The organism is Streptosporangium sp. NPDC051022 (assembly GCF_040683035.1).
Lineage (GTDB): Bacteria > Actinomycetota > Actinomycetes > Streptosporangiales > Streptosporangiaceae > Streptosporangium.
Window position 1 is genome coordinate 1 of the sequence record NZ_JBFBCF010000059.1, and the last position, 14,041, is coordinate 14,041.

The 14,041-nt window shown below is 68.4% G+C and carries 21 protein-coding genes and 1 tRNA gene; 15 read left to right on the plus strand and 7 right to left on the minus strand.

The window, feature by feature from the left end; translation table 11 throughout:
* The 7 genes from AB0N02_RS46030 to AB0N02_RS46060 all read left to right on the plus strand — a co-directional run.
* On the plus strand, positions 1-622 hold a 622-nt coding region (locus AB0N02_RS46030), incomplete at its 5' end, for an Lrp/AsnC family transcriptional regulator (RefSeq protein ID WP_363961276.1).
* Positions 623-726: 104 nt separating this feature from the next.
* Positions 727-1,005: a hypothetical protein gene (locus AB0N02_RS46035; protein WP_363961347.1), complete on the plus strand. Its 279-nt coding sequence runs from the start codon at positions 727-729 to the stop codon at positions 1,003-1,005.
* A gap of 13 nt (positions 1,006-1,018) precedes the next feature.
* Complete coding sequence (locus AB0N02_RS46040) at positions 1,019-1,165, plus strand: anacyclamide/piricyclamide family prenylated cyclic peptide (RefSeq protein WP_363961278.1); 147 nt, start codon at positions 1,019-1,021, stop codon at positions 1,163-1,165.
* Positions 1,166-1,595: 430 nt separating this feature from the next.
* Entirely contained in the window at positions 1,596-1,853 is a 258-nt protein-coding gene (locus AB0N02_RS46045; RefSeq protein WP_363961280.1) for a hypothetical protein, read from the plus strand.
* Between the two features lie 72 nt (positions 1,854-1,925).
* Positions 1,926-2,243 carry a hypothetical protein gene (locus tag AB0N02_RS46050; protein ID WP_363961282.1) on the plus strand — a complete coding sequence of 106 codons (318 nt, stop codon included), beginning with the start codon at positions 1,926-1,928 and terminating at the stop codon, positions 2,241-2,243.
* A gap of 813 nt (positions 2,244-3,056) precedes the next feature.
* On the plus strand, positions 3,057-3,347 hold the full coding sequence (locus AB0N02_RS46055) for a hypothetical protein (protein WP_363961284.1): 291 nt from the start codon (positions 3,057-3,059) through the stop codon (positions 3,345-3,347).
* A gap of 14 nt (positions 3,348-3,361) precedes the next feature.
* Positions 3,362-4,165, plus strand: a complete 804-nt coding sequence (locus AB0N02_RS46060; protein ID WP_363961286.1) for a hypothetical protein — start codon at positions 3,362-3,364, stop codon at positions 4,163-4,165.
* Between the two features lie 311 nt (positions 4,166-4,476).
* Here the strand turns inward: AB0N02_RS46060 and AB0N02_RS46065 are convergent, their stop codons facing one another.
* The 5 genes from AB0N02_RS46065 to AB0N02_RS46085 form a co-directional block, all read right to left on the minus strand.
* Positions 4,477-4,848 (minus strand): hypothetical protein, encoded by a 372-nt coding sequence (locus AB0N02_RS46065; protein WP_363961287.1) that lies wholly within the window; start codon positions 4,846-4,848, stop codon positions 4,477-4,479.
* A gap of 320 nt (positions 4,849-5,168) precedes the next feature.
* Positions 5,169-5,459, minus strand: coding sequence for a transposase (locus AB0N02_RS46070; RefSeq protein ID WP_363961289.1), 291 nt, complete (start codon positions 5,457-5,459; stop codon positions 5,169-5,171).
* Positions 5,460-5,470: 11 nt separating this feature from the next.
* On the minus strand, positions 5,471-6,058 hold the full coding sequence (locus AB0N02_RS46075) for a hypothetical protein (protein WP_363961291.1): 588 nt from the start codon (positions 6,056-6,058) through the stop codon (positions 5,471-5,473).
* A gap of 514 nt (positions 6,059-6,572) precedes the next feature.
* Positions 6,573-7,043 (minus strand): NUDIX domain-containing protein, encoded by a 471-nt coding sequence (locus tag AB0N02_RS46080; RefSeq protein WP_363961293.1) that lies wholly within the window; start codon positions 7,041-7,043, stop codon positions 6,573-6,575.
* On the minus strand, positions 7,044-7,793 hold the full coding sequence (locus AB0N02_RS46085) for a helix-turn-helix domain-containing protein (RefSeq protein WP_363961295.1): 750 nt from the start codon (positions 7,791-7,793) through the stop codon (positions 7,044-7,046).
* A gap of 180 nt (positions 7,794-7,973) precedes the next feature.
* Here AB0N02_RS46085 and AB0N02_RS46090 point away from each other — a divergent pair, with 180 nt between their 5' ends.
* The 4 genes from AB0N02_RS46090 to AB0N02_RS46105 all read left to right on the plus strand — a co-directional run bounded on the left by AB0N02_RS46090 (position 7,974) and on the right by AB0N02_RS46105 (position 10,114).
* Positions 7,974-8,357, plus strand: a complete 384-nt coding sequence (locus AB0N02_RS46090; RefSeq protein ID WP_363961297.1) for a hypothetical protein — start codon at positions 7,974-7,976, stop codon at positions 8,355-8,357.
* A gap of 9 nt (positions 8,358-8,366) precedes the next feature.
* Positions 8,367-8,687: a hypothetical protein gene (locus AB0N02_RS46095; RefSeq protein WP_363961299.1), complete on the plus strand. Its 321-nt coding sequence runs from the start codon at positions 8,367-8,369 to the stop codon at positions 8,685-8,687.
* Complete coding sequence (locus tag AB0N02_RS46100) at positions 8,684-9,055, plus strand: hypothetical protein (RefSeq protein WP_363961301.1); 372 nt, start codon at positions 8,684-8,686, stop codon at positions 9,053-9,055. The genes AB0N02_RS46095 and AB0N02_RS46100 overlap by 4 nt, the downstream gene beginning before the upstream one ends.
* 702 nt (positions 9,056-9,757) lie before the next feature.
* On the plus strand, positions 9,758-10,114 hold the full coding sequence (locus AB0N02_RS46105) for a tyrosine-type recombinase/integrase (protein WP_363961303.1): 357 nt from the start codon (positions 9,758-9,760) through the stop codon (positions 10,112-10,114).
* An 87-nt stretch (positions 10,115-10,201) separates the two neighbouring features.
* On the opposite strand, the gene AB0N02_RS46110 is transcribed toward AB0N02_RS46105, so the two are convergent.
* A tRNA-Pro gene (locus AB0N02_RS46110) sits at positions 10,202-10,278 on the minus strand.
* Positions 10,279-10,390: 112 nt separating this feature from the next.
* Here AB0N02_RS46110 and AB0N02_RS46115 point away from each other — a divergent pair.
* From AB0N02_RS46115 to AB0N02_RS46130, 4 genes are all read left to right on the plus strand, one after another.
* Positions 10,391-10,840, plus strand: a complete 450-nt coding sequence (locus AB0N02_RS46115) for a hypothetical protein (RefSeq protein WP_363961305.1) — start codon at positions 10,391-10,393, stop codon at positions 10,838-10,840.
* Positions 10,841-11,039: 199 nt separating this feature from the next.
* Entirely contained in the window at positions 11,040-11,684 is a 645-nt protein-coding gene (locus AB0N02_RS46120; RefSeq protein WP_363961307.1) for a hypothetical protein, read from the plus strand.
* A gap of 5 nt (positions 11,685-11,689) precedes the next feature.
* Positions 11,690-12,370, plus strand: coding sequence for a hypothetical protein (locus tag AB0N02_RS46125; RefSeq protein WP_363961309.1), 681 nt, complete (start codon positions 11,690-11,692; stop codon positions 12,368-12,370).
* A gap of 3 nt (positions 12,371-12,373) precedes the next feature.
* Complete coding sequence (locus tag AB0N02_RS46130; RefSeq protein ID WP_363961311.1) at positions 12,374-12,565, plus strand: hypothetical protein; 192 nt, start codon at positions 12,374-12,376, stop codon at positions 12,563-12,565.
* Between the two features lie 108 nt (positions 12,566-12,673).
* Here the strand turns inward: AB0N02_RS46130 and AB0N02_RS46135 are convergent, their stop codons facing one another.
* Complete coding sequence (locus AB0N02_RS46135) at positions 12,674-14,023, minus strand: NAD(P)/FAD-dependent oxidoreductase (RefSeq protein ID WP_363961313.1); 1,350 nt, start codon at positions 14,021-14,023, stop codon at positions 12,674-12,676.
* Positions 14,024-14,041: the final 18 nt, after the last annotated feature.

The following is a 14,041-nucleotide window of genomic DNA, read 5'->3' on the forward strand; positions in this document are numbered from 1 at the left end:
GCACCGCGATCTTCTGTCCTGTACCGTCCACGTACTCGCCCCTCTCCTGACTGGCCACCCAATGATGACGCCGCACCCAGGACTGAAGGAATGCCACATCAACGGCCATGTCTGGATGTCGACGTGGATTGACGGCAATATCATGGCAATCGCTTTCCAAACGAAAGGGGCCCAGTTGGACAGGATGGATTGGGAGCTGCTGCGCGAGCTTCAGGACAACGCCCGGCTCTCTTACAAGGAGCTGTCGCGCCGGGTCCATCTGTCTCCCCCCGCGGTCGCCGAGCGGGTCCACAAGCTCGAAGAGTCAGGAGTGATCACCGGGTATCACGCGCAGGCCGATCCGGCCCGGGCCGGCTGGCCGGTGTCCGCTTTCATCCGCATGGCCTGCTATGGCCCGCGCTGCGTGCTCCGCGACCCCGAGGTGGCCACCTGGCCGGAGATTCGGGAGATCCACCGGGTCACCGGCAACGCCTGCAACATCCTCAAGGTCACCGCAGTCTCCATGGGGGCCTTCGAGGACCTGATCGATCGGCTGGCCAGCTACGGGCCACCCTCCAGCCTCATGATCCTTTCTAGTTCGCTGGCCGGTCGACCGCTCACCACCCCGGCCTCACCCGACTGACGGAGGTGCGGCCGCATGCCGCGCCTCACCGTGAGCACCCCCTTACCTCACTGCAGAATCGCGAAGGGCGTGATACCTCGGGGCTTGCGCTCAGACGATGATCTATTCGACGCACAGCCACAGAACCTGCTGATGGCCATCTTCGGTGCCTACCTTCAGCCGCGTACCGCCCCGGTGCGGTCGGGGGGCTGGTCACGGCACTCGGCTACTTCGGCATCACCCCCACCGCGGCGCGCGTAACACTCGCCCGGCTCGTACAACGCGGCCTCGCAGAGCGGCACCGGAAGGGGCGGTTCGTCTACTACACGTCGAGCGAGCGCTGCCTGCACCTGCTTGAGAACAGCGAAAAGCGGATTTTCGAGCTGAGTGTCGATAACTCCTAGGTCAAGGAGCATCATGAGCACCTCGCACACCATGCCGCACCAGTCCGCCCCGGTCGAGCGCACCCTCACCGGAACCACGGCAAGCGACACCGCCGGGATCACTCCGTCGCTCCACTTCCCAGGCACCGTCTTCCCCTTCGCCGGTGACGACGACAACTAACCGCACGTCGTGACTAAAGGCCCCGTTGTTCTCCGGAGCGGCGGGGTCGTCGCATGTCTGGAGGCGGTGGCGCGTACCCCGGTGCGGCGGACGGACGTTGGCCGCGGCGGGCAGCTGGCGCGGCGGGCTGCGCGGAGCGCTGCCGCCTTGACTCCCACAACGTACGGCGGGCATTCCGGAAGATCGTGAAAGACACCGGGTTGACGGCCGGGGATCGGACTCCCCGCGAGATGCGGCACAGCTTCGTCTCGCCGCTGTGGGACATCACCCCTGCCATCTACTCTGCCCCGCCGCGTGTGGAGACCCCGCCCGAAACATCCTGGTCGCAACCGGCACGACAGCGACCTACTTGGACGCCCCCCTTCAATATCGTCGTCGACTGACCCCACCCGGCCCATCTCACCGTCTCTGGGCCGACGAACCGCGCGAGGTGCGCATCGACGCCAAGCCCGGGGACTACGTCTTCGTGCCGCCGTACGTGCCGCATCGCGAGGAGAACCCCGATCCGGAGTCCGAGGCCGTGGTGGTGATCGCGCGCAGCACGCGGGAGGCCGTCGTCGTCAACCTGGACGAGCTGCGCTGGGGCCGAGGAGGCGCCTTTGTCGCTTTGGCGCGTGTCCGGAACAGGACGCACGCGCCACCGCCAGGGATATTGACGGCCTCCCGTGCCCGCATTACGTTCTTTTAAGAAAGTTTCCTAACTGATAGTGCGCTGGTCTGCCGCAGAGACCTTCCGGCCCCCTCCCCCCAGGAGCCACGCATGAACGCGAGAAGATTGGCCGCGACCGCCTTCGCCACCGTCCTGGCGGCGACCGGACTGCTGGCAGCCACCACGTCCGGCGCCTACGCCGCCCCCACCGGCTGCACCTACACGCTCGACCCCGTCCCCGGCGAGCACGGGGCCAGCAGCTACTGCTCCGGAGGCACGGGCCAGCACCGCATCGTCGTCATGGAGAAGCACTTCCTCCCCGAGGTGGGGCTCCTCGCCTGCGACGGACCGTGGGTGTCCGCCGGGCAGACCTCCTATACCAGGATCCCCTACCACCCGATCGTCCAGATCCGGATCGACACGCGCTGACGTCGTCCCGGCACCCTCCACTCGCGTGGCCGGTCCCGTGACCGGACGTGCGGCGCGGCCAGAGCAGGGCCGCGCCGCACCCATGTGCGCATCTCTTGACGGATACACGACCGGACCAGCCCCTCGGGCGCGGAGCCAGCTCGGCCAGTGCTCTCAGTCCTCCGCCGAAGCCTCTCTGGCCGCCTTCTGGCGAGCCGCCCGGGCCGCGAGCTTGTCGTCCACCTCACCCCACCACTCGTGGGACCCGTAAAGGATGTCCAGCACCTGCCCGCGTTCGTAGCGCGCATTTGCAAGCGCCTCGTATTGCTCTTCGCTGATGGCCGTGCGACCAGCGACGATCTCGGAGGCCGGTAGCAGTTCCGCTCGGATTCGAGCATCTCCGCCGTCATGACCTCCGTCATACGGGCCTCACCTGGATGGCGGACGCCGGTGTTCCCGTGCACGTCCTTCGGAAGACCGCCGAGCCCCGAGGGTTCGCGAATTCTGAAGGGGGTATCGCGCGGAACCCAAGGTGAGGTCCCTCTGATAGTGGCATGTCAGGCTTTGGGTCTGCGAACAGGAGCTGTTCCTCCGGTGGACACCACACGCCTGGCGAACAAGGTGACAAGAGCCCGGTGACGGGAGACTGTCACGCCGGGATCTGTGGGAGCCCGAGGCCGAGGCGCCTACGGCTCGCCGCACGCGGTGCTGCCCGAGTACATTGCTTTCAAGATCGGCTCGGCCCCGGGGCGGTGTGGCTGCGCGCCGCCCGGGCGCTGTGAGCCGGTCCGGGCCACCGGCGGGGTGGTCGTCCCTGGAGAAGCGGGAGAGGACATGCGTTTTCTGGAGCGGGAACGCGCCACTGTGGCGAAGCTGCTGCCGGGGCTGGACGAGAGCCTGCGGGCGGTACCCCTCATGGAGCTGGAGGGCCCGAGCGGCACCGGCATCAGGCTCTTCCGCGAAAGCGACGGCCCCGGGCTGCTGGTGCCGACTGCCTACCAGGGGCGGGGAGCCACCGCCCTGGACGCCTTGCGGGTACAGCGCGCACTGGGCAGCAGGGCACCGTCGCTGGCCGTGGCCACCACCCTGCACCACTTCTCGATGGCCACCCCCTGGCCGGTCTGATCACCGACGAGAGCATGAAGTCGATGCTCATCGAGGGTGTGGCCGCCAGCAACAGGCTCGTGGCGTTCGGTTTCGCCGAGGAGGGCCCCGGCGCGGGAGTCCTCGCCCCCTCGATGACAGCCACGGAGGGGCCCGACGGGCTGCGGATCAGCGGGGTGACGCGCACGCGCAGTCTGGCCCGGTCGATGGACCTGCTCATCGCCGGTGTCACGGTCCCCCGCGCGGACGGCGCGGGCGAGGAATCGGCGCTCGCGCTGGTGCCCACGGAAAGCGACGGTGTGAGCGTCAGCGAGGCAGGGACGGAGAGGGAGCAGGTCACCCTCGACGACGTCGAGGTGCCGCCGGATTTGTTGGTGCGCGCCTCGGCCCTCGACGGGCGACTGGACGTACTGCTGACCGCGGGTTTCGCCTGGTACCAACTGCTGATGACCGGCAGCCACCTCGGGGCCGCCAGCGCCCTGGTCGAGCGGGTGCTGCTCGACAACCGGGTGCCCGAGTCCGAGCGGGTCCGGCTGCTGGTGGAGACCGAGGGCGCGATGTCGGCCGCGGAGTGCGTCGCCCGCCGGATCGACGACGGCGGCCCAGAGGAGTCGACGCTCGCCGACTCGCTCTACGTCCGGTACTGCGTGCAGGAGGCCCTCTTCCGGGTGGTCCCGCGCGCGGTCGAACTGCTCGGCGACCTCGACTCCACGGCCTCCGACGAGGTCGGCCATCTCGCCACCTGCGCCAACGGGCTGGCCCTGCAGCCGCCGGCACGGTTCCGGATGGCCGGTTCGTTGGCGGCGTACTTGGTCGACGGGCCGCTCACCATTGCCTGATCCCGGGCGTTCTCGCCCCGGACCACGACCCGCCGTCCTGCTCCCGGAGCGGTGCGCCCGCCCCAGCATTGATGGCCCTCCGCTCAGGGCACTGCGACCGGAGGCAATGTAGCTCTGAGTGGTCGTCGTCACGGTGCGTGTTCGCAGAAATGATAGTTATCTTGGGTGACTCTCCGCCGCCGTGGTGTCGGAGGGAGCGGCACCGACGAACCTCTGACCCCAGCCATCCACCATCACGCAGAACGCCACGGCTGGATGGAAACGCCAGTGGCAGACCCGGCCACCGGATCTTGAAACTCCAAAGACAGGTTCTAACGGACGCAGGCGCGGCCGCCGGAGACGACCTTCTCGGTGACGGCACCGGCGGCGTCGGTGATGGTGACCTTGGCCGCGAAGAACGACCCCGGTATGCAGTTGCCGTCCACCCAAGTGCGGCGGGTCACCGAGTTGTAGTCGCCGGGGCCGACCGAGGTGTTCCAGGCGTTGCTCCATCGGGCGGTGGCCGGGTCCGTACCGCCCTCCCACTGCGCCTCACAGGTCATCCTGTAGACACTGCCGACGGTGCTACAGAAGGAGAAGGTGATGGTCGGGGCTGAGGTGGGAGCAGCTGCCGCCGGGGTGGCCTGAACCGTGGCAAAGGACAGAGCGCCTAGGGCGGCGACGGCGGTCAGGTTGCGCTTCATGGTCCGCGACCTCATTAATCAGTCTCCCTTTGGAAGAGGATTTGCCGGTCGGTGAACTGAATTGATTGGTTTTATGGGGAAGCCTGCTCGCATCTTAAGAGCCGATCGTCGATCAGTCCACGTCTTCCGTCTGGCCGCGAGCGGTCACCGAATCAGTGTGTGGTTCTCTCGTCTCGTAGGTAGGCGTACACGGCTCCACAGCTGATGCCGTACCGCAGGCCGGCGCCGCCTTGAGCGCCCGCCGGACAGCGGGCCGTCGCGCTCGCGCGTGAGCTGGGAGTCGCCGGCCTCGGCTACTACAGAGCTTGAAGTTTGGGGTCTCATGGCGGCTGGGCGTGGCTGGTCAGGCCGGTATGGGCGATGAAGGCGTCAAGGAGCTCAGGACGGTACTGCATGTGTCTGAGCCAGGTCCGGATCAGGACGGCCAGGTCATCGAAGGTGCAGGCGGCCAGGTTGGCCAGGCTGCGCTTGAAGTGAGACCACACGGCCTCGACGGGGTTGAGCTCGGGAGCATAGGAGGGCAGGTAGAACACGGTCAGCCAGGGACGGGTGGCGATCAGGCTCCTCATCAACGCGTCCTTGTGGCTGGTGAGGTTGTCCCACACCAGCACGATCGGTCCGCTCAGCTGCCATTGCGCATCACCTCGAACCAGATGCGCAGTTCTGCCTGCATCTGGTCAGGCAGATTCTTGATCTTCGTGTCGAACCAGCCGACGATCACCGGTGTCCGGTCGTCGTCGAGCATGTTCGCGAGCTCGACGACCTGGATTGTGCGGGCGACCTGGAACGCCCCGGGAACTTCGCCCAAGAGCAGGATGTCGCTGGCTTTGATCCGCGCACCGGGTGTCTCCTGCAGCGCGAGGATGATACGCAGACCGCGCCGGACGCTGTGGCAGGTGGCAGGGTTCCAGCCGTACCGTTCGGCGTGCTCGAAGACGAACTTTTCGAAGGCTTCGGCCAGGGCCGCGTCCGGTGGGGGCGGGAAGCCGGCGCGAAGACCAGCGGCCAGGTCGCAGGGCGGGTCGACCAGGGTGAGCTGCTGGTGGTCGACGGGGCGCAAAGGCGCAAGACCGGGCCGGCGTGGACACGGTGGCGGCGAACGGCGTGTGGTGATCAGACGGAGGCGCTGGTCGGCGTTTGCGAGGAAGAGCTGCTGGCCGTTCTGGTTGGCCGCCTCCAAAGCCAGGGGTTTGGCCTTCTTGCGCACCATCCGGGCCTGGCAACGGCACAGCCTGCAGATCAGCATGGTGGCGTGCAGGTGTGCGACGACCCTGCACAGGTGGCACGGCCCTTGTTGGGGGTAGGCCTTCCGGCCAGGTCCGGCAGGCCACACAGATCCCGCCATACCTCCGTAGCAGCCCCCAGGCGTTGCAGTCTGGACAGGACTCGGGAAGTTCCGGGGCCGTGGGCCTGAGTGATCATCTGCCGGCAAGGTGGTCCCCGAGTGGTCCCCGGCTGCGCGCCGTCTAGCTGATCGCGGAGAACCCCAGTATCATGCAAAAAGGCCTGTTGGCCTGGGCTTTCAACCAGACCAACAGACCTTTTCGATCTGTCGGGACGACAGGATTTGAACCTGCGCCCCCTTGACCCCCAGGCAAAACCGGTGGGGGCGGGATCATGGGCTATACCCACCCCCACCTGCACATACGGTCCACGGTGATCCACCGTCGTCCAGCCTCGTCCAGGGCGGTTGTCACTCAGTTGGTCACCCAGCACTTCCCGGTTCAGCCGATGTACGGCGTGGCCGTTCCATCGAGGAAGTGCCCGATCCGGAGACGTTGCGTGTCGTGCATCGGCAGCGTCTTGATCTCCTCCCGGTCGACCCAGCGGACGTCGGTCGACTCGTCGCTGACCGCGAGTGATCCGCCGACGAGACGGGCGGTGAGGCAGACGTTGAACTGGCGGCGGACCTCCCCGTCGCTGTAGGCGATGATGTGCCGGGCATCGGTGTAGAGACCGACCAGGCCGGTCACCTCGACGTCATAACCGGTCTCCTCCCTCACCTCCCGTACGGCGGCCTGCGGCACCGACTCGGTGAGGTCCATCCCACCGCCGGGCAGCGCCCACAGCCCGTTGTCGACACGCCGTTGCAGCAGAATGCGGCCCTGGTCGTCGACGACCACGGCGGACACCCCCACGACCAGGCTGTTGGGCTCGGGGGCGTCGGGATCGTCGTAGTACTCGGTACGGGCCATTCACTCATCCTCGCCGGGAAGCCGGGACTGCTCCCACACTGCCTCAAAACTGGTGGCGTAGGTGTCGAACAGCCCGTCGTCGCGCATGCGGCGCAGGTGGTAGACCGGTGCACCGTAGGCGTTCATGCCGTACACGTGCGCGTTGACGATCATCTGATCGTCGCCGACGAACAGGGAGTTGTAGAGCGTGGTGGCGTGCACGCGCAGCTCGACGCCCGCCGACGTCACCAGCGGCCGATAGTGCATGAGCGCGACGCGGCAACGTGACTCGATGCCGTGCCCGAACCGCTCCTCGGCTCCCCGGCCCCGGATGACGGGCGAGTCGGCGTCGCCCAGAAGGACGCGCACCCGGCACCCCTGACGCGCCTTGGCGGCCAGGAGGTCATTGAAATCCGGCCATGACTCGTGCAGGAAGTTGGCGGCGTAAACCAAGATGCCGACGCGTCGTTCGGCCCGTTCGAACAGGATCCGCCACATGTCCAGGGGAGCGGAGGAACGTGTGGGGTAGGCGGCGACCAGCTCACCGCTTCCCTGGCTGCGACGTCGCCCCCGCTCGATCGCGGGCCACAGGTGAGCGAGGTCTTCCCGGAGCACGACCGCGGCTCGGTGGGCGATGTTGGGATGCGGGGTACGGCCGGTGTTGACCCATCGCTCGACGGTCTTGGGATCGACGCCGACTTCCTCGGCCAGTTGCTGGGCACTGATGCCTGCGGCGAGCAGGGCGGACCGTAGGCGCTCGTTGGGGGGCATGGGACGTTTATACGCTCCCCAAGACGTCCCGTCAGCGTCCTCAGGTGAAGTTCCCTCGTCCCATGCCTGGTCAGCATGCTTGGGACGTATCAAGCCACACCAAACGTCCCTCCCCAGGCAGGACCCACAGACGCTGACATGCCGCACGAGTCCCTTGATCTCACATCGGAGGTGTAACCCGTGGACAACCGCAGAACCGCTTCTCTCAATGCTGACGAGGCGGCCATGGAGAGTCAGGGCAAGGCGCTGATCGTCGTACAACAGCTTCTGCAGAAGCAGGGTATTCATGCTCGTCGCGATCACACGATCAGCCTGGGGCTGTTCGCCAATCGCGTGGACACCGTCCGCTACCCGAGCGGTCCCCCGCTTCAGTCGTGGCTGACCCACTGCCCTCCCGTGCTGGTCGTGACCGGCGAAGGACGGCGGGGCGTCACCGTGACCATGGGGCCAGGTGCCGACCGCTACGTGATCTCCCTGCCCGGCATCTCCGAGCCCCGGACGGTCGACCGTGAGCAGCCCGGACAGGTCGTGGACCTGATCGTGGCCGCTGGCTCGACGGCGTGAGGGGAAGCCATGTCCTCCATGCCGTACGGCACACAGGCGGAACGGGCTGCTGGACGACTCCGTGAGGCCCTGACCCGCCAACGGATCGCCTCGCACGTCACCACCGGTTACGGGCTGGCGCTGGTGTCGCTGTGGTACGGCCTGCTGGTCTGGACGAACGGGGACCGGTTCTGGTGGTGCGACGGCTGGAACGACCAGCTCAGGCAACCACGCCATGCCTCCCACCGTGCCAGCGAACCCGACCAGGCCGCGCGGCGTATCGCCCGGCGTTACGCACAACTCCACACCCTGCACTCTCGCCCGGTACCCCCGCAACGGTCCCGGACATGAACGAGACGACACAGGAAGCAGAGACTTCCTCCGAACTGCTGGAGGCGCTCGTACGCCCTGCGGCGGAGTTACGCAATGGCTATGGCCTGCTGTTCGTGCAGGATCGCTACAACGCTTTCCAGTTCACCCCGCTCCAGGGGGAGCGCTGGAAGGAACCACAGCCGTCGTCGGATCTGATGTGGGCACGCGTGGCCGACCTGGAACCGCTGCCGGGCGGTCAGCACTGGTGGCGGCCTCCCGTCCACCCCATCGCGTTGTACTGCGAGTTCGCGGCGGGCGGCTCCATCGCCACGATCGTGCTCAGCGACGCCCTGGTGGTGATGCGCCCTCGACGGCTTCCACGTCGGATGGGTCGGCTCACTCCTTGAAAGCCGGTGCGGCGGTGCGGCCTTCCCCATGCCCGTGCCGCCGCACCTGATCAGAGAACCCCGTGATCAGGTCGCCCCGTGTTACTCGATGGCAACCCGACCCGTACCGCAAGGCCGCCAGGCCTGAGGAACGGAAGCGGGGCGGCAGCCATGTTTTTCCTGTTCAGGACTGCTTTATGGACTCACGGAGCGGAGACGGCCGGCGCAATCCGAAGGACCCCGTAGGGGCCGCGTAGCGGTTGGGCCGGTGGTCGGAGCGGCAGGCGGCAGTGCGCACCACAGGTGGCGGGTTGTTCGGCTGCGGCGGGCGCTCGGTGCGGCGGGCGGCGGGCTTACGCCGTGCCGTCCCGGCTGGCGCGGGCCGGGACCGGCCGCCAGGGCCGCACGCCCGGCCCGCTGGCCGTGCCGGGACGGCGGGGCGTGTCCCGCCGTGCGGCGGCGCGGAGCGCTGCCGCCTTGACCAGGCCGAGGCCATCCTCAAGGCTGCCGAGGAGACACGGATGTACGCCTACGTGGTGCTCTCGCTCCTCATCGGCGCACGGACGGAGGAACTGCGGGCGCTCGTCTGGTCGGAGGTGAACCTCATCGGGGAGCCGGGCACCGACACTCCCCCATGGATCGCCGTGTGGCGCTCCGTATGGGAGGGTGGCGATACCAAGACCCGGAAGTCCCGGCGGTCCCTCGCGCTGCCTCGTAGGTGCGTTGAGGCCCTCCGGGAGCACCGAGCGCAGCAGGACGGGGCGACAAGCCGCGGGCGCCAGCTGGAAGGGGAACGATCTCGTCTTCGCCTCCCTGGTCGGCACTCCCCTGGACTCCCACAACGTACGGCGGGCATTCCGGAAGATCGTGAAAGACGCCGGGTTGACGGCCGAGAACTGGACTCCCCGCGAGATGCGGCACAGCTTCGTCTCGCTGCTGTCGGACTCCGGCGTCCCTCTGGAGGACATCGCACGCCTCGTCGGCCACAGCGGGACGGCGGTCACCGAAGCGGTCTACCGTAAGCAGATCCGCCCGGTGCTCCTCAACGGTGCGGAGGCGATGGACCGGATCTTCACATGAGCGGAGCGATAGTCACTCAGTTAGTCACTCAGAAAGCAGAAAGGGCGTCTCCCTTTCGGGTGACACCCTTGCCGACCAGTGAAAACCTGGTCGGGACGACAGGATTTGAACCTGCGACCCCTTGACCCCCAGTCAAGTGCGCTACCAAGCTGCGCTACGTCCCGGTTTGTCTTCGCCCTCTCGGGCGGGACGTCATAACCTTAGCGCAGATCGGGCGGACATGTGCACGCCGCGAGGCCCGCCGGGCATACGTGATCATGTGAAGGACAGGTGCGTGTGGGACGCAAGGCGCTGATCGACCAGCAGGAGCTGCGGAGACTGGCCGGGGAGGGCCTGTCCAACGCGGAGCTGGCGGCGCGGTTCGGGGTGAGCGAATCGGGAATTCTGCAGGCCAAGAGGGCCGCCGGGCTCTCCAAGCCGATGCTCGACCACTCGCGGGCCATCCCGTGGAAGCTGGAGCGCTCACACGGCCAGTCGGGTCCGGCGACGAATCTGCGCAATCTGTCGTCGGTCGCGCAGGGCCGTGCGATTCCCACTGAGAAGCTCAACACCGCGTTGCGCTGGGCGGACCGGCTGGTCTCCGGTGGGCTGGACATCGACTACGCGCCGGAGAGCGGTTTCCGGGAGGTGCCCGCGCCACCGGAGGGCTCGCTCGTCGGGCGGCTCCTGGCCGAGGCGCGTGCGGCCCTGGAGGCGGCCGGGCACGGCGGACCCGCGACGGGCTGAGCCCCCGGGCCGGGACTTTGCCGAAGCTCCGGGCGGTGGGGCCGCCGGGCCGCGCAAAAACATGTCCACCACCCGATAAATCTTCATAGAACGTCAAGTTCGGATTCGGTGGCGGCGGATCACGGAGAAAGGCGCCGGTTTCGAAGCACGCCCCCGGGGCAGCGCACGGGGACAAACGCTTACACAACCGGAGGCAGGCATGTCCACCGTGATCTGGGTGGTCGTGATCGTGGTCGCGGTGGTGGCGGTCATCGCGGTCGGCTACGCCGTACTGCAACAGCAGCGCCGACACCGTCTCCGCGATCGATTCGGCCCTGAGTACGACCGTGCGGTGCGGGAGCGGGAGAACCGGCGTGAGGCCGAGCAGGAGCTTCTGGCGCGCGAACAGCGCTTCGATTCCCTCGACATCCGCGCGCTCGCCCCGGAGACCCGTGACGCCTACGCCAGGAAGTGGATGGAGGTCCAGGAGCGGTTCGTGGACGCCCCGGGTTTCGCGGTGACCGAGGCGGACCACCTGGTGACCTCCGTGATGGCCGAGCGGGGCTATCCGACCGAGGACTTCGAACAGCGGCTATCCGACCTGTCCGTCGTGCACGGCCGTACCCTCGACCACTACCGGCGGGCCCACGAGATCAGCAGCCGCGCCGCCCGCCAGGAGGCCTCGACCGAGGAGCTCCGGCAGGCCATGGTGCACTACCGCGACCTGTTCGAGGAGCTGCTGGAGGTCTCCGGCGGCGCGACCGACGGCGCGACCGACGGTGACCACTCCTCACGGCGGACCGGTCCGGGCCGCGAGGAGAGAATCGAGGAGCGGACCGGCCGACGCGACGTACGAGGACAGTGATCCAGTTGAACGATCGCCCCAGCCGCAACGAGGACCGTCTTGTCTACGGCGGCACCGACGCCCGCGACCAGGACCGTTCCGTCCACGACAACACCGATGACCGCGAGAGCACCGGCGACCGGAACACCGGCGGCGGGGTGAGCGTCCCGCCGCAGCGTGCCGACGAGGTCACGCCGGAGTTCCGGGAGCCGCGTCACGAGGGCGCCCCCCTCGCCCACCGCGCGGAAGAGCCGCCCGGGCACGCATCCGGTGGGGATCCGCTGGACCCGGCCTACCAGGCGGATCCCGCGCACCGGGCGGCCTGGCCGGCCTCCGCGGACGCGGTAGCCGCGGACCCGGAGCCGGTGGCCGCCGGCCAGGCCGTCCGGCCGGGGACCGCGCACACGGCGGCCGTGCCCGGCCTCCGCGAGCCGCTGTTCGACCAGGACTCCGAGGAGGTACGGCGGCGCTGGCAGGAGGTCCAGGCGAGCTTCGTCGACGACCCGCGCGACTCTGTCGAGCGTGCCGACTCCCTCGTCACGGAGATCACCGACTCCCTGCGCGCCGCGCTGGAGGCCCGTACCTCCGGTCTTCAGGACCGCTGGAAGAACGGCGACCGGCACGACACCGAAGACCTCCGCACCGCCCTGCGCGACTACCGGGCACTGCTGGAGCAGCTCCTTGACCTGTCCGCCGGAAAGAGGTGACGCATGCTCGCAATCGCCGCCGCCGTCGTGTTCGGCCTCGGCCTGCTGCTCGATCTGATCAACACCAGGATCGGCGGCATCACCGGTACGACCTTCCTGCTCGGCGGCCTGCTGCTGCTCGCGCTGCACCAGGCGGGAGTCGGGACGGCGGGCGTACGGACCGGAAGCGGGGGAACCTGGCGACGCAGGCGCTGAGGCCGCCCCGGCCCGGGTTGCGGGACCCGGCGCCCGTGTGCGGGGGAAGGGGCACCGTCCTGATGGACGGTGCCCCTTCGCGTGTTCACGCGACTCCCCCGCCCCCGATCATCTGATGGACACCGGTTCCGGCCTGTCCTCCCGGTCCAGCCTGGCCGAGCGCTCGAACTCCTTGCGGGGGTCGGTCAGCTGGCCGAGCGAGACGATGTTCCGGCGGAAGAACAGCGCGAGGGTCCAGTCGACCAGGACCCGCACCTTCTTGTTCAGCGTCGGGACCCGCGACAGGTGGTAGGTCCGGTGCATGAACCAGGCGGGCAGGCCGTGCACCTTGTGGCCGTAGACCTGCGCCACGCCCTGGTGAAGGCCCAGACCGGCGACCGATCCGGCGTAGGCGTGCCGGTAGGGCCGCAGCTCCCGTCCCCTGAGGGTGGCCACCACGTTGCCGGCCAGCGTGCGCGCCTGCCGTACGGCGTGCTGGGCGTTGGGCGAGCACGTCTCCCCCGGCCGGGTGAGGTCGGGCACGGCGGCGCAGTCACCGGCCGTGAAGACGGTGCGGAAGCCCTCGACGGTCAGTTCGGCGGTCGCCCTGACCCTGTCCATGGCGTCCAGGGGGAGCCCGCTGGCGCGCACGAGCGGGTGCGGCCTGACCCCCGCGGTCCACACGAGGGTGTCGGTGTCGAACTCGGTGCCGTCGTCGAGCACGATGTGGCCGTCGACGGCGGAGCACAGCCGGGTGTGGGTCCGCACGTCGATGCCCCGTCCGCGTAGCTGTTCCAGCGTCCAGCCGCCCATCTCCGGGCCTACCTCGGGCAGGATGCGGCCGGTGGCCTCGATCAGGAACCAGCGCATGTGGCGGGGCTCGATCGTCGGGTAGTACGCGCAGGCGTCGCGGGCCATGTCCTCGAGCTCGGCCAGGGCCTCGACCCCGGCGAAGCCCCCGCCGACGAACACGAAGGTCAGTGCCCTGGCCCGGACCGCGCCGTCGGTGGTCGAGTCGGCCAGATCGAGCTGGCCCAGCACGTGGTTGCGCAGGTGGATGGCCTCTTCGAGGTTCTTGAAGCCGATGCCGCACTCGGCCAGTCCCGGGATGGGCAGGGTGCGGGAGACCGAGCCAGGGGCGAAGACCAGGATGTCGTACTCCAGGAGACGCCCCGGGCCGCCGTGCGGGCGAAGGTCGACGGTGCGGGCACCGGGGTCGACGCGGACCACCCAGCCGTTGAGGATCCTGCACCTGTTCAGGACCGGGCGCAGGGGCACGACGACGTGCCGGGGTTCGACGTTGCCCGCCGCGGCCTCGGGCAGGAACGGCTGGTAGGTCATGTACGAGTCGGCGTCCACGAGGGTGATGCGGGCCTCGTCGCGGCGGAGTTCGCGGCGGAGTTCGCGCTGGAGTCGCAGGGCGGCGTACATACCGACATAGCCGCCGCCGACGATCACAATGCGGGCAGGTTCGGTCATAACCCGGGCCTACCCAGA